This is a genomic window from Reyranella aquatilis, from assembly GCF_020880995.1.
Lineage (GTDB): Bacteria > Pseudomonadota > Alphaproteobacteria > Reyranellales > Reyranellaceae > Reyranella > Reyranella aquatilis.
Map to the genome: position 1 here is coordinate 717146 of NZ_JAJISD010000001.1, position 19502 is coordinate 736647.

At 66.4% G+C, this 19502-nt stretch carries 20 protein-coding genes; 6 read left to right on the forward strand and 14 right to left on the reverse strand.

Going from position 1 to position 19502, the window contains the following annotated elements:
• Positions 1 to 30 precede the first annotated feature (30 nt).
• From LJ725_RS03490 to LJ725_RS03500, 3 genes are all read left to right on the forward strand, one after another.
• On the forward strand, positions 31 to 774 hold the full coding sequence (locus tag LJ725_RS03490; RefSeq protein ID WP_230549221.1) for an SDR family NAD(P)-dependent oxidoreductase: 744 nt from the start codon (positions 31 to 33) through the stop codon (positions 772 to 774).
• A 52-nt stretch (positions 775 to 826) separates the two neighbouring features.
• Positions 827 to 1489 (forward strand): peroxiredoxin, encoded by a 663-nt coding sequence (locus tag LJ725_RS03495; RefSeq protein ID WP_230549222.1) that lies wholly within the window; start codon positions 827 to 829, stop codon positions 1487 to 1489.
• Positions 1490 to 1628: 139 nt separating this feature from the next.
• Positions 1629 to 3035: an amidase family protein gene (locus tag LJ725_RS03500; RefSeq protein WP_230549223.1), complete on the forward strand. Its 1407-nt coding sequence runs from the start codon at positions 1629 to 1631 to the stop codon at positions 3033 to 3035.
• Here LJ725_RS03500 and dxs read toward each other — a convergent pair.
• The 3 genes from dxs to LJ725_RS03515 are packed head-to-tail and all read right to left on the reverse strand — an operon-like array spanning position 3032 to position 6162.
• Positions 3032 to 4948 (reverse strand): 1-deoxy-D-xylulose-5-phosphate synthase, encoded by a 1917-nt coding sequence (dxs, locus tag LJ725_RS03505; RefSeq protein WP_230549224.1) that lies wholly within the window; start codon positions 4946 to 4948, stop codon positions 3032 to 3034. The two genes, LJ725_RS03500 and dxs, sit on opposite strands and share 4 nt — an antisense overlap.
• 40 nt (positions 4949 to 4988) lie before the next feature.
• Positions 4989 to 5897, reverse strand: coding sequence for a polyprenyl synthetase family protein (locus LJ725_RS03510; protein ID WP_230549225.1), 909 nt, complete (start codon positions 5895 to 5897; stop codon positions 4989 to 4991).
• A gap of 10 nt (positions 5898 to 5907) precedes the next feature.
• Entirely contained in the window at positions 5908 to 6162 is a 255-nt protein-coding gene (locus tag LJ725_RS03515; protein ID WP_216965523.1) for an exodeoxyribonuclease VII small subunit, read from the reverse strand.
• Positions 6163 to 6437: 275 nt separating this feature from the next.
• Between LJ725_RS03515 and LJ725_RS03520 the strand changes: the two genes are divergently transcribed.
• Positions 6438 to 7376 (forward strand): IclR family transcriptional regulator, encoded by a 939-nt coding sequence (locus LJ725_RS03520; protein ID WP_230549226.1) that lies wholly within the window; start codon positions 6438 to 6440, stop codon positions 7374 to 7376.
• Positions 7377 to 7405: 29 nt separating this feature from the next.
• Positions 7406 to 7882 (forward strand): PaaI family thioesterase, encoded by a 477-nt coding sequence (locus tag LJ725_RS03525; protein WP_230549227.1) that lies wholly within the window; start codon positions 7406 to 7408, stop codon positions 7880 to 7882.
• A gap of 18 nt (positions 7883 to 7900) precedes the next feature.
• On the opposite strand, the gene LJ725_RS03530 is transcribed toward LJ725_RS03525, so the two are convergent.
• The 5 genes from LJ725_RS03530 to LJ725_RS03550 form a co-directional block, all read right to left on the reverse strand.
• Positions 7901 to 9316 carry a UdgX family uracil-DNA binding protein gene (locus LJ725_RS03530; RefSeq protein WP_230549228.1) on the reverse strand — a complete coding sequence of 472 codons (1416 nt, stop codon included), beginning with the start codon at positions 9314 to 9316 and terminating at the stop codon, positions 7901 to 7903.
• Complete coding sequence (locus LJ725_RS03535; RefSeq protein ID WP_230549229.1) at positions 9313 to 10521, reverse strand: putative DNA modification/repair radical SAM protein; 1209 nt, start codon at positions 10519 to 10521, stop codon at positions 9313 to 9315. The genes LJ725_RS03530 and LJ725_RS03535 overlap by 4 nt, the downstream gene beginning before the upstream one ends.
• A gap of 93 nt (positions 10522 to 10614) precedes the next feature.
• Complete coding sequence (locus tag LJ725_RS03540; RefSeq protein WP_230549230.1) at positions 10615 to 11331, reverse strand: dihydrofolate reductase family protein; 717 nt, start codon at positions 11329 to 11331, stop codon at positions 10615 to 10617.
• 27 nt (positions 11332 to 11358) lie between these two features.
• A complete protein-coding gene (locus tag LJ725_RS03545) occupies positions 11359 to 11931 on the reverse strand; it encodes a 2'-5' RNA ligase family protein (RefSeq protein ID WP_230549231.1) in 573 nt (190 codons plus the stop codon).
• 31 nt (positions 11932 to 11962) lie between these two features.
• Entirely contained in the window at positions 11963 to 12622 is a 660-nt protein-coding gene (locus LJ725_RS03550) for a 2'-5' RNA ligase family protein (RefSeq protein WP_230549232.1), read from the reverse strand.
• Positions 12623 to 12716: 94 nt separating this feature from the next.
• On the opposite strand from LJ725_RS03550, the gene LJ725_RS03555 reads away from it, so the two are divergent.
• Positions 12717 to 13085: a hypothetical protein gene (locus tag LJ725_RS03555; RefSeq protein ID WP_230549233.1), complete on the forward strand. Its 369-nt coding sequence runs from the start codon at positions 12717 to 12719 to the stop codon at positions 13083 to 13085.
• A gap of 3 nt (positions 13086 to 13088) precedes the next feature.
• Here the strand turns inward: LJ725_RS03555 and LJ725_RS03560 are convergent, their stop codons facing one another.
• The 6 genes from LJ725_RS03560 to LJ725_RS03585 form a co-directional block, all read right to left on the reverse strand.
• Positions 13089 to 13508, reverse strand: coding sequence for a hypothetical protein (locus LJ725_RS03560; RefSeq protein WP_230549234.1), 420 nt, complete (start codon positions 13506 to 13508; stop codon positions 13089 to 13091).
• A gap of 33 nt (positions 13509 to 13541) precedes the next feature.
• Positions 13542 to 13976 (reverse strand): hypothetical protein, encoded by a 435-nt coding sequence (locus LJ725_RS03565; protein WP_230549235.1) that lies wholly within the window; start codon positions 13974 to 13976, stop codon positions 13542 to 13544.
• A gap of 9 nt (positions 13977 to 13985) precedes the next feature.
• Positions 13986 to 14774: a 2-keto-4-pentenoate hydratase gene (locus LJ725_RS03570; protein WP_230549236.1), complete on the reverse strand. Its 789-nt coding sequence runs from the start codon at positions 14772 to 14774 to the stop codon at positions 13986 to 13988.
• 71 nt (positions 14775 to 14845) lie between these two features.
• A complete protein-coding gene (locus LJ725_RS03575) occupies positions 14846 to 15634 on the reverse strand; it encodes a 2-keto-4-pentenoate hydratase (protein ID WP_230549237.1) in 789 nt (262 codons plus the stop codon).
• A 239-nt stretch (positions 15635 to 15873) separates the two neighbouring features.
• Positions 15874 to 18123: a 3-hydroxyacyl-CoA dehydrogenase NAD-binding domain-containing protein gene (locus LJ725_RS03580; protein WP_230549238.1), complete on the reverse strand. Its 2250-nt coding sequence runs from the start codon at positions 18121 to 18123 to the stop codon at positions 15874 to 15876.
• Positions 18124 to 18226: 103 nt separating this feature from the next.
• Positions 18227 to 19438, reverse strand: a complete 1212-nt coding sequence (locus LJ725_RS03585; protein ID WP_230549239.1) for an acetyl-CoA C-acetyltransferase — start codon at positions 19436 to 19438, stop codon at positions 18227 to 18229.
• Positions 19439 to 19502 lie beyond the last annotated feature (64 nt).

Here is a 19502-nt window from a genome sequence, read left to right on the forward strand (position 1 = left end):
CCCTTCGATTGTCCTGCTAGCATGGCAGGCATGAGCATGAAACTTCTGGAGGGCGAGCGCGCCCTGATCACCGGTTGCGCCGGCGGCATCGGCCGCGGCATCGCCCGCGCACTCAAGGCCGAGGGCGCGATCGTGCTCGGCAGCGACATCGCCGCCCCGCCAGCCGAGGACGGCATCGGCTTCCTTGCGGCCGATCTCTCGAAGCGCGACGGCTGGAAGAAGCTCCTCGACGGCGCCGTCAAGAAACTCGGAACGATCTCGCTGTTCGTCCACGCCGCCAGCCCGCGCCGGTTGGAGGCCGACACGCCGCTGTCGGTCAGCGAGGAGACATGGGACCTAATGACCGACATCAACCTGCGCTCCGGCTTCTTCCTCGGCCGCGAGGTCGGCCGCCACATGCGCGACAACCGCATCAAGGGCCGCATGATCCTCGTCACGTCGCAGCATCGCGAGATGCCGCGCAACCTGCCGCACTACAGTGCCTCCAAGGCCGGCATGACGATGGTGATGAAGGAACTGGCCCGCGTTCTGGCGCCCGACGGCATCCGCGTCAACGCCATCGCGCCGGGTGCCATTCCGGGCGGCGGTTTCGTCGCCGGCAACCTCGACGCGCTCGTGGCCCAGATCCCTCTGGGTCGCGCCGGCACGCCAGACGACATCGCGCAGGTGGCCGTCGCCATCCTGTCGGAAAGATTTGGCCGCTATGTGGTGGGTACGACCGTAGAAGTTGATGGTGGATTGGGCCTCACAAGCTGGATTCCTGCCAAGGCTTGACCTCGAATGGCGGAAAGGTTGAGGTGCGGTCCGCAAAAGGAGGACTTCACCTATGACGCTTCGCATCAATTCGACCGCCCCCGACTTCAAGGCCGAGACGACCCAGGGACCGATCGAGTTCCACAAGTGGATCGGCGATGGCTGGGCGATCCTGTTCTCCCACCCGAAGGACTTTACCCCGGTCTGCACCACCGAGCTCGGCTACATGGCCGGCCTCAAGCCGCAGTTCGACAAGCTCAACACCAAGATCATCGGCCTCTCGGTCGACCCGGTAGCCAACCATTCGAAGTGGGCGAAGGACATCGAGGAGACCCAGGGTCACGCCGTCACCTATCCGATGATCGGCGATCCGGAGCTGAAGGTCGCGACCGCCTACGACATGTTGCCGGAAGGCGCGGGCACGACGTCGGAAGGCCGCAGCGCCGCCGACAATGCCACCGTGCGCTCGGTTTTCATCATCGGCCCGGACAAGAAGATCAAGGCGATGCTCACTTACCCGATGAGCACCGGCCGCAACTTCGACGAGGTGCTGCGTCTTCTCGAATCCTGCCAGCTCACGGCCAAACACCAGGTGGCGACGCCGGTGAACTGGAAGAAGGGCGAGGACGTGATCATCGTCCCAGCCGTTTCCGACGAGGCCGCCAAGGCCAAGTACCCGAACGGCTGGAAGGCGCCGAAACCGTACCTGCGCATCGTGCCCCAGCCCAAGGACTAAGGAGACACGCCCCACTCGTGGGCGCCCCAGTTCAAGTCTCCCTCCCCCGTTCAGACGGGGGAGGCAAAAGATTCGGACGTCGAACCTCATCCCGCTCTATCCTCGCTGTCCTATGCTGGTTGGATCGCGGGAGATGTGGATGACGAACGAACTCTGGCGCTGGTCAGCCGCCGATCTGGCACAGGCGATCACGCATGGCGCCGTCTCCAGCGAAGACGCCACGCGCTCCGTCCTCAATCGCATCGAGGCGGTGAATCCGAGGATCAATGCCGTCGTCGACGTCATGGCCGACGAGGCGCTGCAGGCCGCACGACGGGCCGATGCGGCGCGACGCGGTGGTGAAGTCTGCGGTCCGCTGCACGGCGTGCCGGTCACGGTGAAGGTCAACGTCGATACGAAAGGCCGCGCCACCACCAATGGGGTCGTCGCCTTTCGCGATCTGATCGCGAAAGAGGACAGTCCGGTCGTCGCCAACCTGCGCAAGGCGGGCGCGATCATCGTCGGCCGCACCAACACGCCGGCCTTCTCGCATCGCTGGTTCACCGACAACGAGCTTCACGGGGCGACGCGCAACCCTTGGGGCAAGGGTCTGACACCCGGCGGATCGAGCGGCGGCGCCGCTGCAGCGCTCGCCGCCGGCATGGGTGCAATCGCGCACGGCAACGACTATGGCGGATCGATCCGCTACCCGGCCTACGCCTGCGGCGTTGCCGGATTGCGGCCGACGCCCGGTCGTGTGCCGGCCTTCAATCCCTCCGCCACCGCCGAGCGGCCGATCACCGCACAGCTCATGTCGGTGCAGGGCCCGCTCGCCCGTACTGTCGCCGATCTGCGCGTCGCCTTCGCCGCCATGGCCGTGGGCGACGCCCGCGATCCCAACTGGGTGCCGGCCGCCTTCGCTCATGCCGCGTCGTCGCGTCCGCTACGCGCCGCCATAGCGCCCGCTCCGTTCGACGACGTGGTCCCGGAGGTTCGCGCCGCCGTCGAGCAGGCAGGTCGCGCCCTCGCGTCGGCAGGCTACCTGGTCGAGCATGTCGCGCCGCCGCGGCTCGGCGAGGCGGCCGAACTGTGGCATCGCATGGTGGTCAACGACGAGCGGCGTGGCTTCGTCGGCACGGTGCGGGCACTGGGCGATGCAGCGGCCAAACGCAACGTGGAGGGACATCTCGGCTACGTGCCCGCGATCGATGCCGACGGTCTGCTCGACACGTTCGGCTCACGGCTCGCGCTCATGCGCGCCTGGTCGCTATTCTTTGCGGAGTATGCGGTCGCGATCGTGCCGGTGTCGCACGTGCTCCCCTTCCCCGACGGGCTCGACCTGCAGGACCAGCCGCTAATCGATCGCATGATGGCGGCCCAGCACTGCCTGCTTGCCACGCCCGTGCTCGGCTATCCCTCGGTGTCGGTGCCGACGGGTCTTGCCGACGGCACCCCGGTCGGCGTTCAGGTGATCTCAGGGCGCTTCCGCGAGGACCTGTGCCTCGACGCGGCGGAGATTGTCGAGGCGCATTCTCCGCGCCTCACCCCCATCGACCCTCGCGACTAACCGCGCGCGCGTTCGGATTGCTGGCCGAGCGCGGCGAGCGCGGTCGACACGATCTGCGGCGCATTGAGGCCGGCCCATTCGTACTGGCGGGCCGGCGAGGCGTGATCGATGAAGCGGTCGGGCAGAACCATCGGCCGCACCTTCAGCCCGCCGTCGAGCAGGCCTGCGGTCGCAAGATACTGCAGCACGAAGCTCGAGAAGCCTCCCACCGAGCCCTCCTCGATGGTGATGAGCACTTCGTGCTCCCGCGCCAGTCGGCGGATCAGGTCGGTATCGAGTGGCTTGGCGAAGCGGGCATCGGCGACCGTGGTGCTCAGGCCCTTGGCACCGAGATCCTCCGCCGCCACCAGGCATTCCTGAAGGCGTGCCCCGAAGTTCAGGATGGCGATCTTGGTGCCTTCGCGCACGATCCGGCCCTTGCCGATCTCGAGTGGCGTGCCCTTGGCCGGCAATTCCACACCGACGCCCTCGCCGCGGGGATAGCGGAAGGCGGAGGGACGGTCGTCGATCGCCGCGGCGGTGGCCACCATGTTCATCAGTTCGAGCTCGTCTGCCGCCGCCATGATGACGAAGTCCGGCAGGCAGCCGAGATAGGCCACGTCGAAGGAGCCGGCATGGGTGGCACCGTCTGCGCCGACCAGGCCGGCGCGGTCGATGGCGAAGCGCACCGGCAGCTTCTGCAGGGCGACGTCGTGCACGACCTGGTCGAAGGCGCGCTGCAGGAAGGTCGAGTAGATCGCCGTGAACGGCTTGAAACCTTCGGTCGCGAGGCCGGCGGCGAAGGTGACGCCATGCTGCTCGGCGATCGCCACGTCGAAGGTACGCTCCGGGAAACGCTCGGCGAACTTGTCGAGCCCGGTGCCCGAGGGCATCGCCGCCGTGACCGCCACGATCTTCTTGTCGGCTTCAGCCTCCGCGATCAGCGCCTTGGCGAAGACCGCGGTGTACTGCGGCGCGTTGGCGATGGGCTTCGCCTGCTTGCCGGTGATCACGTCGAACTTGACGACGCCGTGGTACTTGTCCGCGCTCGCCTCGGCCGGCGCGTAGCCCTTGCCCTTCTTGGTGACGACATGGACCAGGATGGGCTTGTCGAGCTGGCTGTCGCGCGCGTTCTTCAGCACCGGGAGCAGGTGGTCGAGATTGTGACCGTCGACCGGGCCGACATAGTAGAAGCCCAACTCGTCGAACAGGGTGCCGCCGGCCACGAAGCCGCGCGCGAATTCCTCGGCACGCTTGGCCGCGAGTTCGAGCGGCTTGGGCAGGTTCTCGGCAAAGGTGCGCCCGAGGTTGCGCAGGGTGACGTAGGGGCGGCCCGACAGAAGCCGCGAGAGATGGCCCGACAGCGCCCCGACGGGCGGCGCGATCGACATGTCGTTGTCGTTCAGCACCACGATCAGGCGCGAGCGCAGGGCACCCGCATTGTTCATCGCCTCATAGGCCATGCCGGCGCTGAGCGCGCCGTCGCCGATCACGGCGATCACGTTGTTGGAGCCACCCGCCAGATCGCGCGCCACGGCCATGCCGAGCCCGGCCGAGATCGAGGTCGAGGAGTGAGCCGCGCCGAACGGGTCGTATTCGCTCTCCGACCGGCGCGTGAACCCGGACAGCCCGCCCTCCTGCCGCAGGGTGCGTATGCGGCTGCGCCGGCCGGTGACGATCTTGTGCGGATAGGCCTGATGGCCCACATCCCAGATCAACCGATCGTTCGGCGTGTCGAACACGTAATGCAACGCGACGGTGAGCTCGACGACGCCCAATCCGGCCCCGAGATGGCCGCCAGTGACAGAAACGGCCGAGATCGTCTCCTGGCGCAGTTCGTCGGCCAACTGGCGCAGCTGTTCTGCACGCAGGCGGCGAATGTCTGCGGGGACGTCGACGGTATCGAGCAGCGGCGTCGTACTATGGCCGGTCATTGAACGATCATACTCCTGGGCAGCGCCTTCCGCCCCAACTTCAGGTGCGGCGCGCCACGACGAATTCTGTGGCTTGCCTTAGCAAATCCGCCGCTTCTCCGAAGGGCTCCAGATGCGCGGCCGCCTGTCGCGCCAGCATGCCGGCCTGCGCCCTCGCTCGTTCGACGCCCAGGATTGACACGAAGGTCGCCTTGCCGGCGGCTTCGTCCTTGCGCGTGGCCTTGCCCAGTTCCGCGGCGTTGCCCTCGATGTCGAGCAGGTCGTCGACGATCTGGAAGGCGAGGCCGAGATCGTGCGCATACCCCGCGAGCGCCATGCGCAACGAATCGCTCGCCTTGCCGAGGATGGCGCCGGCCGTGCACGAGAACGAGATCAGCGCCCCCGTCTTCAGGCGTTGCAGGTGGGTAATGGCGCCGATCGACTGGTCGGAGCCTTCCTGCTCGGCCAGCAGGTCGAGCATCTGGCCGCCCACCATGCCCCGCGCACCGGCCGCCTTCGCCAGTTCGCTCACCAGCGCTGTTCGCACCGCCGGGTCGCCATGCGTATCCTCGTGTGCCAGGACCTCGAAGGCCAGCGCCTGAAGCGCATCGCCCGCCAGGATCGCCGTCGCCTCGTCGAACTGCTTGTGACAGGTCGGCTTGCCGCGCCGCAGATCGTCGTCGTCCATGGCGGGCAGATCGTCATGGATCAGTGAATAGGCGTGCACGAACTCGATAGCCGAGGCCGTTCGCAATGCGGACAGCGTCCCCACCCTGAACAGGGTCGCGCCGGCCAGCACGAAGAAGGCGCGCAGCCTCTTGCCGCCGCCCAGGCTCGAATAGCGCATCGCCTCGAAGACGCGCGCCTCGCCCACCGTCCCGGACGGCAGCAGGCGGTCCATGGTGCGCTCGACCGATTCGGCGGCGAACGCGAGCGCGGTGTCGAACTGTCTGTGGGACGACAGGGGCATGAGGCGGCGTTCAGCCCAGGTCGGCGGGTTGCGTCGCAACCGAGCCGTCGGCGGAGAAGACGATCTTTTCCACCTTCATCTTGGCCTCGGCCAGCCGTTGCTCACAGTGGCGCTTCAGCAGCGCACCGCGTTCGTAAGCCGAAATCGCCTCGTCGAGCTTCACCTGACCGCGTTCGAGCTGCTGGACGATGCCCTCCAATTCCTTGAGGGCGTCCTCGAACGAGAGCGCTGCAATATCCTTGGGCAGAGTGGGTTCTTTAGCCAATTTTTGCCTCTTGAAGGGGTCGGTCCGGATGGTAGCCGGCCGCGGCGAACATGTCGAAAGATGCCGCTCGCGTCATCAAAATAGGCCGGTTATTCCCGAATCGAGAGCAGAGCAGCGCGTCTGCAACTATCGATAATCAAAACACGCAACCATGACATGGCCGCTTTGCATGTTCGCAGGACAAAATCCGCTGACGTGCATTGCGATAAGGTTAAGCCAATGGCAGGTTCCGCTCCGCAAAGAAATAAACGGCCATTCACCAGGAGCAGACGCCTATGGGTAACGTTAGCCATCTCGTCACGCGAACCGCCGCCTTCCAGAGCTCGGTCGACAGTGGCCTCGCAGAAGGGTCGAGCAGCAAGGACCGCCAGTTCGTCACGGCGCTCGCGCGTGGCCTCGACATCCTGCGCGCCTTCCATGCCGGCGAAGGCATGCTGGGCAACCAGGAAATCGCGCACCGGACAGGCCTGCCGAAGCCGACGGTCGCCCGCCTCACCCACACGCTGACCGAGCTGGGCTACCTCAACTACATCCGCCGTTTCCGCAAATACGAGCTGGGCGCCTCGGTCCTGGCGCTGGGCTACGCCGCCATCTCGAGCATGGACGTCCGCCGTGCCTCGCGTCAGCCGCTGGAGCAGCTCGCTCATGCCTTGAACGCCTCGACGGCGCTGGGCGGCCGCGACCGCCATTCGATGATCTATCTCGAAGCCTGCCGCGGTCCCTCGGTCGTGGCCATCACCCACGATGTCGGCACCCGCGTGCCGATGGCCAGCACCGCGATGGGCCGCGCCTACCTGTTCTCGCTGCCCGACGTCGACCGCAACAAGCAGATCGACGCCATCCGCCGCCGCTGGCGCGACGACTGGGCCAAGGTGAAGACCGGTCTCGAGCGCTCGTTCAAGGAACTGACCGACCGTGGCTTCTGCGTCACCTGGGGCGAGTGGCTGCCGGAACTCTGCGGCGTCGGCGCCCCGCTGCGCAACTCCGACGGTACGGCCGCCTATGCGATCAACGCCTCGGCGCCGATCTACCAGATCAGCCGCGACCGCCTCGAAGCCGACTGGGGCCCGCGCCTGGTCAAGGTCGCGCGCGACATTCGTACTGGCATGGCCGCCCAGCCCGCCGTCACCGCCCAGACCGGCTCGGCCCTGCGGCCGATGATGGCGAACGGCAACGGCCACCGGCCGCAGATGTCGGCGATGGTGCGCCGCTAGGCGCACCTTCTCCCAAGGGCTTTCCAGACATGGCGATCCAACGACCGGCCGACGCTCGGCCGGTCGCTCCTTATGAGTTCCGCGGCTTCAACGGCGTGATCGGCCACCAGGTCGTGGCGTGGCGCCCCGGCTTCGTCGAGATGCAACTCAAGGTGCGGCCGGAACTGTGCAATGCCAATGGCCTGCTGCACGGCGGCGTTCTGATGACGCTGCTCGATTCCGCCAGTGGCTTCGCCTGCACCTTCAACGAGACGGCGACGGCGCGGCGGCTTTCCGTGACATTGGCTTTCACCACCCAGTTCATCAAGGCCGGCCGCGAGGGCGATCTACTGACGATCCTCGGCGCGTGGCGTCCCTCGACCAGCCAGAGCACCTTCGCCGCCGAGACCGAGATCTACAACCAGGCGAACGAGTTGCTCGCCACCGGCGCCGGCACTTTCCGTTACCTGAAGGGCGAGCGCAGCGACGGCACGCTCGAATTCCTCGATCAGAAGGCCGCGGACTGATTTGTCACGGGGGCGCGCCTAGCTGCTCCCGCCCATCAGGCGGCGGACGGCGATGAGGTCCTCTCGGAACGCAGCATAGGCTTCTTGTTGTGCCGCGTCGTCCGGCAGGCGCAGCAGATAGGACGGATGCACCGTAGCATAGCCCGGCTGGCCGTCGAAGGCGATCGGACCTCGCGTTTTCAGAACCGACGGCGGCTTGCCGGTCAGACCTAACAACGCCGTGCCCCCCATCGCGACCACGAGCTTGGGCCGCACGAACGACAATTCCCTCTGCAACCACCAACGATAGCGCTTCACCTCGCCGGGATTGGGCCGCTTGTGCAGGCGCTTCTTGCCCCGTGGCTCGTACTTGAAATGCTTCACCGCGTTGGTGACATAGACGCTTGAGCGGTCGATTCCCGCCTCTCCCAGCGCCTTGTCGAAGAGCTGCCCTGCCGGCCCGATGAACGGCCGCCCTTCCCGTTCTTCCTGATCGCCGGGCTGCTCGCCGATGAAGGCAACCGCGGGTTCCATCGGCCCCTCGCCCAGCACGGCGCGATTGGCCCCCGGTGTCAGCGGCTCCGAGGCCGCGATCAGCCGGTTCAGTTCCTCCAGCGTCTGCGGTCCCTGCCCGGCCATCGCCGCCACGGCCTTCAGCGGATCGCGCTTCTCCCTTTCGGCCGCCTCGCGCGCGATCATCTCGCGCGCCCGTTTCGGCGCCTGCTGCACCAGACCGGCGATCGACGCCGCTTCCGGCAGGTTTCGCCAATACTTCTCAGGCATGTGCTGCCGCATGACCTTGGGATTGAGCCGCGCCGGATTGAAGACGTTCTCGTAGTAGCAGCGCCACGCATCCTCGAAGGCGTCGGACTCGGGCGCGTCGCCGCGCTGCGCGGCCGGCCCGATGGTCAACGCCGTACAATCCCAGTGCAGCGAGCCCACCGGCGTCAGGATCGACCAGACCAGGCTGCGAAAGCGCTCGACGAAGAAACCGGCGGACGCCTCGACGATGAAGTGCTGCGGCTCGAACCAGGAGACGAACCGCTCCGTACCGTCGGGATCGCGAGTCTCGCGGAAGCGCACGAAGGCGTGCATCTTGTGCAGGTCGCGGCGCACCGATTTCGCCATGGCTTCGAGCCGGTGCACCAGCGGATCGCTCTGGATGTCCAGTAACGCACGCTCGCCGTTCAAGACCCGCCAGATCGCGGCATAGAGCAGAGCGTAACGCTCGCAATCGGAATGGCAGACCACCAGCCGGATCAACTCACTCAGCGCACGCGGGAGGCCAACCGGTGCGGCGCTTTCCTCGCCCCGCTCACCCTCCCCGAACAGATCGGCCTGGCCGGCCGGACACCATGAAACCTCCGCCGGCGGCGCCCGGCGCGCGACGAGCCCGCGCACGGCGGCACGAAAGCCATCGAGGTCGGCGCCTTCGCCCAGCCCAACGCGGATCAAAAGAGACTTCCCTGCACCGGCGCGTCCGCGAGGTTGGGGCGAAGGTTGGCGCGATCGGAGATCCTTGTCGGTCGATAGTCGGCCGTGATCAGGAATGGCAGCAGGCGCTTCACGCTGCGCGCCAGCCGGCCGATGTCGGCGAGACGCAGGCGCGTATGCCGCCGCGCCGCGACGATCTTGTTGACCGAGCGCACGCCCAGCCCTGGCACGCGCAACAGCATCTCGCGGTCGGCCGTGTTCACGTCGAGCGGAAAGCGCTCGCGGTTCTGCAACGCCCAGGCGGCCTTGGGGTCGATGTCGAGCGCGAGCATGCCGTCGCGGCTGGCGCTCGCGACCTCGTCGGCGGTGAAGCCATAGAAGCGCAGCAGCCAGTCCGCCTGATAGAGCCGGTTCTCGCGCTGAAGCGGCGGCGCCTTCATCGGCAGCACCGCACTCGGCGAAGGAATCGGGCTGAAGGCGGAATGATAGACGCGGCGCAGCGCGTAGTCCTTGTAGAGCACGGCGCTGGTGTTCAGGAGCGCCGCATCGGTGGTCGCATCGGCGCCGACGATGACCTGCGTGCTCTGGCCGGCCGGCGAGAACTTGCGGCGGTCTTCCTTGGCCTCGTCGATCCGCTCTTTCATCTGGCTCATGGCGCCGGTGATCGAGGCGGCCTTCTTCTCCGGCGCGAAGCGCGCGAGGCTGTCGGCGGAAGGAAGCTCGATGTTGATCGAAAGCCGGTCGGCGAACAGGCCCGCCTGCTCGATCAGCCAGGGATTGGCTTCGGGGATCGTCTTGAGATGGATGTAGCCCGCGAACCCGTGCTCGCGCCGCAGCGTCTTCGCCGCCAGCACGAGCTGTTCCATCGTGTGATCGGGATTGCGGATGATGCCCGAGGAAAGAAACAGCCCCTCGATGTAGTTGCGCTTGTAGAAGTTGAGCGTCAGCGAGACGACCTCTTCGACCGTAAAGCGCGCGCGCTCTACGTTCGAGGAACGACGGTTGATGCAATAGGCGCAATCGAACAGGCAATAGTTGGTCAGCAGGATCTTGAGCAGCGACACGCAGCGCCCGTCCGGCGTGTAGGCATGGCAGATGCCGTTGCTGGTCGAGCCGATCCCGTCGAGCCCGGCCGCGCGTTTCGGGGCGCCCGACGAGGCGCACGACGCGTCGTACTTGGCGGCGTCCGAGAGAATGCGGAGCTTGGTGGTGAGTTTTTCGTCCAACAACGCCTCCATGAAACGCGAGAGCGTTGTTCTCTATATGTTCTCTTTGCCACCAAGCGCAAGCTCCGCCTGCTTCTCTTCTAATTCAATGGCTTATGCGGGCCGTTCTTGGGTCGGTGTCGAACGCAGCCGATAGCGTAGCCACATCGTCCCGCCCTCCAGCACGTCGTGGCTTACCAGCGTCATGCTCTCGATCGGCGCCGGCCCAAGATCGGTGTCGCCGGAATTGAACACGATCGGTCCCCCCGTGCTGCCATCGATCACCGGGCAGATCACCAGACTCAACTCGTCGATCAACCCTGCCCGCAGCAGCGCACCGTTCGCCCCGCCTCCGCCTTCCAGCATGATCCGCTCGATGCCCAGCTCGCGGTTCAGGGTTTCCAGCGCCGCCGCGAGATCGATCTCGGTCTTGCCGGCGAAGACGTATGAAACGCCATCGGCGCGCAGGCCAGCCAGATGTCGGTCGGGCACGGATTCGGTCAGGATGACGAGGATCGGATCGCCGCCGATGTCGCGGCGCGCCCAGACGGCTTTGCCTTTGCCGTCGAGGAAGATCCCCCACGCCTTCGCCTCGCGCTGCGCAAACCAGTTCTCTCGCGGGAAGGTCTGATCGGTGTCGGGATAATGCGGTTCCTTGGCCTTGGCGAACTCTTGCGCCGTCACCCGCCCGCACAGCCACGAGCCCCCGCCCATTTGGTCGTGCAACCGCTCGAAAAGGTTGGGCACGACGTTGGCCTTCGGCCGCCAGCGGCTGCCCCAGATGCGGCCATCGACGCTGCAGACCATATGGCAGAGGACGTAGGGTTTCATGGGCCCATCATAGCCCAACGTGACAGATCAGGGATCAAATCCCGGCAGCCATAGTTGCGGGCCTGGCCGAAGCGGCAGCCGCCCGACCTGATGCTGCGTCGCCGGGCCGAGCCGGCCATGAACGAGCACAATCTCACGCGCCGTCCACGTGATGGGCCTGACGTTCCGCGACGGCACGATCGTCGGACTCCGGAGAAGCGTCATGTGCGGCATGACCGGACGTTTCTCTTCGGCACCGGGCTCAGACAGAGCGTCACGAAGCCTGGCAGAGAGCCTTTCCAGATCGGTGGCGGTCCTGCCGCCATGCAACACGAAAGCGCCTCCGATGAGCGACCTTGCACTTCTGAACGAGACGCGCACGGGCGGCATGTCGACTGTGCTGGCGCGCCGGAGGATCGCCTCGATATCCCCGGCGGTCGGCGGAACGATGTAGTCACCGACATGCCAGAGCGTGACATGGAGATGGTGCGGCAGAACGCCCGTGCCGACCAAACCCATCATCTTGCAGAGCTTGCGGCGCGCCTCGCAGATCGCTTCCACCGTCGTCTCGTCAGGGATCAGCGCGAAGAACAGCCGATCGGTCGCCCGCACCGAAATCATGTCTGCCCGAAAGCCTCGCGCGGTGTGGAGCTCAGCCGAGCGGTATGCGCGCGATGTGCCGATGCGTCGTCTGGCCGACCCGACTGTGCACCAGCACGACTTCCCGCACCGTCCAGGCGATGGGTTCGACCGGCTCGGCCTCGATGTGGCGACCGTCGTAGAGCAGAGTCACGTGCGGCGTGTAGCGGCGGGCCGGCCGCGGCGTGTCGTCGAGCGAATCGCAAAGGCGTTGCTGCAGTACTTCCAGGCCGACGGTCGAATCGTCGCCCGTCAGGACCAGCGCGCCATTGGCGAAGCTCATAAGCCGGTCGAAGCCGACCTGGAACGAGGGCATCGAGAGTCCGCCGGCGCGCGCCATCCAGCCATCGATCTCCTCGGCATCCGGCAGGCGGTGGCATTCGTGCACCGTCGACAGCGTGACATGGAAGTACCCGGCCTTGAGCAGCCGGCCCGTGAGGCCATACCGGGCACGCCAGGCAGCGGCGCGCTCCGCGATCCGCTCGGCCGTCTCGGCGTCCGGCAACGCCGCGAAGAACAACCTGTCGGTAAAGCGCGGCCCGGTCCGGCGCAGGCTGGCATGGCGCCGGCGCAGGCGGTCGACGGCGAGGCGGGAGAGCCCCTGCTCCGGCCGCAGTGCCGGCGAATGGCGGCCTGCAAGACCCTCGATGGTCGATCCGAAAAGTGCAGCCACGGCTTGCCTCCTCAACTATATGTTCATGATATGTTCCAGTCGGGGATAAAGCAATACCGCCGACCCTGGCCGATACATTTGATACGATGGGAGCATGCAGATTCGCGGCTTCTATGAATTCGGCCATACGCTCGACGTGCTCGACGCCGAGAGCCACGGCTTCGCGCCGTCGGACGTCGCCCATGTCGACCGGTTCTGGACCTTCGGCGACATGCATGACAGCTCGGCCGGGTTCGTGCTGAAGCTGCGCGACGGGCGCCACGCCTATGCCGAGTTCCTGCACTGGCACGGCTTCGAGCAGGACGAGGATTTCAGGGTCGACGTCGAGATGCTGGAGGGCGATGCCTTGCCGACCGCGCCGCTGCGCGAGCCCCTCCCCGGAGACGAGCCATGGCCGCCGGGCGGTTGGTCAGGCGAGACGGCGCATCTCGACCGCCTGCTTCTCCAGGGCGACGCCGGCTGAGAGCTACTTCTTCGTCGCCTGCTCGCGCAGCGTCTCGGCGATCTTCTTGGCGTCGTAGGTCGGATAGAACTCGGTGCGGAATGCCTTCCACGCGCCCTGCTCCACCGCGCGATTGACCTCGCGCAGGCGGGCCGGCGGCACGCGCAGGGTCACGATGTAGCCAAGGCCCATGGCGATGTACCAGGACTCGACCTGGATGCCCTCGGGCGGGAACTTCCCCCAGAAGCCCTGCTCGGCCTGGATCCTGTTGATCTCGTCCAGGTTCATCGTCTGGTCATGCCGCATGATGACCGTGAGCAGGATGTAGTCGGCCGGCGTCGCCGCCGGTCCGGGTACGGCCGCCGCCGGCGGCGGAGTCTGCGCTGCCACGGGGAGTGCGAACGACAAGGCAGCGACAGCGAGCAAAACTCCAAACTGCTTCATCTAAGGCTCCCAAGTTGCGGCCAGCACCACGGCCTACGATTTCAATGCGACTTTCGGCCAGAACCGCAAAGTAGCCCAGAAGGCCAAACCGCCAAGCGCCCCATAGGCCCCGGCGCGGATAACGCTCTCGATCATGTCCGCCGACAAACTGTGCCTTATGGGGGCATCGCCGAAGAACGGACCGAACACAAAAAATCCCGTGGCCCCGACAAGCGAGCTCACCACGACAGCCGCGATCGGCCCCGTCCATCCGAACCGCCTGCAAAGCAGTATCAACGGAAGGCCAGCGACAATCACAATTGGAAAAACAAAGACCACCGTAGTGTAGAGCGCGAGATAGGCGGTCACGTTCAATGCCTTTAGGGCCACGCCCCCGCCCATTGCGGACCAGAAAGCAAAAGCCGGCACAAAGCTGGCAAGCGCGATGGCTGTCAGCCAACCGAGCGCCTGCCAGATCCGTCGGGGCATCCAGCGCCTCTACTTGATCGTGATCTCGGTCGAGCCGAGCCCTTCGAACTCGGTCTTCGCGACACCCGGACCCGGCAGGAACGCCGGCGGATGGACCGAGCCGGTCAGCACGAGGTCGCCGGCCTTGAGGTGGCGTCCGTGCTTGTTCAGCGCATTGGCGAGCCAGGCGAGCGAGATCATCGCGCCGCCCATGACGGCGCTGCCGGAGCCGGACGCGAGCTCCTTGCCGTCGAGCGTGGAGCGGCCCTTCAGGTTGGCGAAGTCGAGCTTCTGCCAGTCCTCGATCTCGGTGCCGACGACCAGCGCCGCCTGCAGCACGTTGTCGGCGATGCGCGCGGGGCCGCCCATCCTGGTGACGTCAAGGTAGCGGTTGTCGACCAATTCCATGCCGCAATGGAGGGCGCCGACATGGGTGCGGATGCTCTCGGCGGTGTGGGGCGAACCGCCGGCCGGCGCGTCTGTGGAGATACGCGCCACCAGCTCGGGCTCGATGCCGGGCTTCAGCGGCCATCCCTTTTCGAACACCGCGCCGCTCTGGCGCAGCCCACTCTGATAGACGCCGGCGAAAACCGGCCCGGAGAGCTTCAACGGCTCGTACTGCGTCGGCAGAGTCAGCGCGATTTTCCAGCCGGCGAACCTGTCCCCGGCGGCGGCGTAGAGATCGTGAACGGCAAACTGAACCTTGTAGGCATCGGCCTCGGAGAGGTTGACCGTCTCCGCGATGATGTCCATCGGCTTGAGCGCGCGCCGGCCCTCAGCGATCCTTTCGGCGAGCGCAGCGATTTCCCTGGCATCCACGGCAATTCCTCCTGAATCGATGACGGATAATTGCCGTGCCGCCAGGTCAGGGCAAGTTGCGAGCCAGCAGCTTACTTGACGGTGATCTCGGCGCCGCCCAGCCCGACGAACTCGGTCTTCGCGACGCCGGGGCCCGGCAGGAACTGCGGCGGGTGCACCGAGCCGGTCAGGATCATGTCGCCGGCCTTGAGGTGCTTTCCGTTGGCGATCAGCTTGTTGGCCAGCCAGGCGAGCGAGATCATCGCGCCGCCCATCACGTTGCTGCCGGGGCCGGCGCCGATCTCCTTGCCCTCGAATTCCGATCGGCCCTTCACGTTGACGAAGTCGGTCTTCTGCCAGTCCTTGATCTCGGTGCCGACGACGCAGGCGGCCTGCAGCACGTCGTCGACGATGCGGCCCGGGCCACCCAGCTTGGAGACGTCGCCATAGCGGTTCTCGACGACCTCCATGCCGCAATAGAGATTCGACACGAATTCCATGATCGACTGGGCGGTGTATTCGGTCCCGGCCGGCACGTCCTTGCCCATGCGGGCCACCATCTCGCATTCGACGCCGGCCTTCAGCGGCCAGCCCTTCTCGAACACCACGCCGCTCTGCTTGATGCCGCTGGTGTAGAGGCCGGCGAAGGCCGGGCCCGACAGCTTCAGCGGCTCGTACTGCGCCGGGACCGCGAAGGCGACCTTCCAGCCGGCGAGCTTCCAGCCCGCGGCCTCGAGCTTGTCGTGGACGGCGAACTGGACCTTGTAGGCATCGGCTTCCGAGAGGCCGGCCGTGGCGTCGGCGAGCCAGTCCATCGTCGTCTTCGAACGGCGACCTTCGACGATACGGTCGGCGAGTGCGGCGATTTCCTTGGCGTCCACGGCATTTCTCCCTTTGATCTGGCGTCGGGCTTTTTACTGCCCCGCGACACAAGTTCAAAGCTCATGTTCCTCTCCGCCCGCGCGAGCGGAGGGAGGGGCCAGGAGAAGTGGGTCATGCGGAATTCCGAGGCGAGGTGCGCCGGCTGAAGACACCCACCTCACCTACCCCACGCTGGCGCGCGGGGCCCCTTCCTCTCCCCCCGCTTCGCGGGCGGAGAGGACTTCAGGTGCAGGCCTGACTAGGCGGCCTTTGCCGGATGATACTTGCCGTAGAAGCTTTCGCCCTTCGCGGCCATGTCGCGCAGCAGCTTCGGTACCTCGAACTGAGGGCCGTACTTCTTGGCGAACTCGTCGCACTCGGCGACGAACTTCTTGATCCCGACCTGGTCGATCAGGCTGATCGCCCCGCCGGTCTGCGGCGCGAAACCCAGGCCCATGATCGAGCCCACGTCGCCGTCCTGCGGGTTGGTCAGCACGTTGCTTTCCAGGCAGCGGGCGGTGTCGACCGCCTGCACGTAGAGCAGGCGCTTCTTGATCTCGTCCTCCTTGGCGCGCTTGTCCTCGCCCTCGCCATAGAGGAGCTTGGGATCGGCGGGGAAGTACTTCTCCAGCTCGGGCCACAGGCGCTTCTTGCCGTCGGCCGGATACTCGTAGAAGCCCTTGCCGTTCTTGCGGCCGAAGCGCTCCAGCTTCTTGACCATCAGCTCGAGGATGTCCTCGGTGCCGCCGCCCTCGAACTTCTGGCCCGCGGCCTCGGCGTCGCGCCGGGTCTGGTCCATGATCTTCCAGCTGAGGTCGATGGCGACCTCGTCGTTGAGCGACAGCGGGCCCACCGGCATGCCGGCGTAACGCGCGCAGTTCTCGATCATGGCGGCCGGGATGCCCTCCTTCAGCATGCGATGGCCCTCGCTGATGAAGGCGCCGCAGACGCGAGAGGTGAAGAAGCCGCGGCTGTCGTTCACGACGATCGGCGTCTTGCGGATCTTCTGCACGTAGTCCAGCGCCCGCGCGAGCGTCTCCTGCGAGGTCTTCTGGCCGACAATGATCTCGACCAGCGGCATCTTCTCGACCGGCGAGAAGAAATGGAGACCGATGAACTGGTCGGGCCGTGACGAGGCCTCGGCGAGGCCGGTGATCGGCAGGGTCGAGGTGTTCGATGCGAACACCGCGGTCTTCGGCAGCGCGGCCTCGGCCTTCTTGGTGGCCTCGGCCTTCACTTCGCGATTCTCGAACACCGCCTCGATCACGAGGTCGCAGTCCTTGAGCGCGCCGAAGTCCGGAGTCGCCGTGACCTTGGCCAACATCGCATCCGCCTTCGCCTGGTCGAGGCGCTTGCGCTTCACCAGCTTAGCCAGCTCGTCGGCGATGTGCGCCTTGCCCTTGTCGGCCGCCGTCTGGTCGCGGTCGATCAGCACGATGTCGAGCCCGGCCTGCACCGAGACGGTGGCGATGCCCGCGCCCATCAGGCCGGCGCCCAGCACGCCGATCTTCTTGTACTCCTGCTTCGGCACGCCCTTTGGCCGGCGGACCAGCTTGTTGGCTTCCTGCAGGCCAAAGAACAGCGTGCGGATCATGCTCTTGGCGACCGGGTCGCGCAGCAGCGAGACGAAGTAACGGGTCTCGACCCGGAGGCCGGCATCGAACGGCAGCTGCAGGCCCTCATATACGCAGCTCATGATCGCCTTCGGCGCCGGATAGACGCCGTTGGTCTTGCCGCGCACCATGGCGCTGCCACCGATGAAGGTCATGACGCCCGGCGGGCTCCACACCTGGCCGCCGGGGAAGCCCGGGATCTTGAAGCCCTTGCGGTCCCACGGCTGCACGGCGCGCCCGTCGATCGCCTTGGCGCCCTTGCCAGCGTATTCCGGCACGACCTGCTCGGTCGCCGGCGCCATCAGCCAGGCCTTGGCCTTCGCCAGCAACTCGCCGGCCGGCACGACCTCGTGGATCAGGCCGAGACCCTTGGCGGCATCGACCGTGAGGTCCTTGCCTTCGAGCAGGATCGGCGCGGCATTCTGCACGCCGATCAGGCGCGGAATGCGCTGCGTACCGCCACCGCCCGGCAGCAGACCGATCTTGACCTCGGGCTGGCCGACCTTGGTCTTCGGGTTGGCCGCGGCGATGCGGTAGTGCGTGGCGAGGCAGATCTCGAAGCCGCCGCCCAGCGCCGTGCCGTTGATCGCGGCCACGATCGGCTTACCGCCGGTCTCCTGCCGGCGAAACATCTTCTGGAGCTGGCTGAATTGTTCCATCAGCTTTGACGCATCGGACGTGTCGAGGGCGAGGATCATCTCCAGGTCGGCGCCGGCAATGAAGCTGTCCTTGCCCGACGTGATGATGATGCCCTTGACCTTATCGTCCTTCAGCGCGGTCTCGAGCGCGCCGGCATAGGCCGTCATCGAGGCCTCGTTCAGCACGTTCATCGCGCGGTTGGGCATGTCCCAGGTGATGGTCGCGATGCCGTCGCTGTCGACGTTGTAGTTGATCATGTTTCAATCCCTCTTCGCTGGGAGCGCGCCACTCCAGTGGCGCTCATGTGTGTCGAAATGCCAGGGAAGATGCGCCACTGGAGTGGCGCGCTCCCAGCAATGATCAGACGCGCTCGATGATGGTGGCGGTGCCCATGCCGCCGCCGACGCACAGCGTGGCGAGGCCGGTCGAGAGGTTGCGGCGCTCGAGCTCGTCGAGCAGCGTGCCCAGGATCATCGCGCCGGTGGCGCCCAGCGGATGGCCCATGGCAATCGCACCGCCGTTCACGTTAATCTTGTCGTGCGGCATCTTGAGAACCTGCATGTAGCGCAGCACGACGGCGGCGAAGGCCTCGTTCAGCTCGAACAGGTCGATGTCGCTCACCGACATGCCGGCGCGCTTCAGCGCCTTCTCCGAAGCCGGCGCCGGGCCGGTCAGCATGATCGCCGGCTCCGAGCCGATCGAGGCGAAGGAGCGGATGCGGGCGCGCGGCTTGAGCCCCGCCTTCTCGCCGAACTCCTTGGACCCCACCAGGATCGCGGCAGCGCCGTCGACGATACCCGACGAGTTGCCGGCATGGTGCACGTGATGGATCTTCTCGACTTCCGGATAGCGCTGCTGCGCCACCGCGTTGAAGCCGGGCATCATCTCGCCCTGCATCTTGAAGCTGGGCTCCAGCGCCGCCAGCGTCTGCATGGTCGTGGTCGGGCGCAGGAACTCGTCGTGCGCCAGCAGCTCGACGCCGTTCTGGTCACGGACGGGGACGATCGACTTCTTGAAGTAGCCGGCATCCCAGGCGGCCTTGGCACGCCTCTGCGATTCGACGGCATAGCTGTCGACGTCGTCGCGGCTCATGCCGTACTTGGTCGCGATCAGGTCGGCCGAAACGCCCTGCGGCACGAAGTACATCGGGATCGCCACGGCCGGATCGACCGCCCAGGCGCCGCCGTCCGAGCCCATGGGCACACGGCTCATGCTCTCGACACCGCCGCCGATCGCGGCCTGGCTCTGGCCCGACATGACCTGCGCCGCCGCCATGTTGGTGGCTTCGAGGCCCGACGCGCAGAAGCGGTTGATCTGCACGCCCGAGACGGTCTCGGCATAGCCCGCCATCACCGACGCGGTGCGCGCGATGTCGGCGCCCTGCTCGCCGATCGGCATGACGCAGCCCAGCACGATGTCGTCGACCAGGTGCGTATCGAGATTGTTGCGGTCACGCACGGCCTGCAGTGCGGTGACAGCCAGGCGAACCGGCGTCACTTCGTGCAGCGAGCCATCCTTGCGGCCCTTGCCACGCGGCGTGCGGACGGCGTCGTAGATGTATGCGTCGGTCATGGTCTTCTCCTTCGTCTCGAATTCTCATTCTCCTCTCCCCCGCTAGGGGGAGAGGATGGGTGAG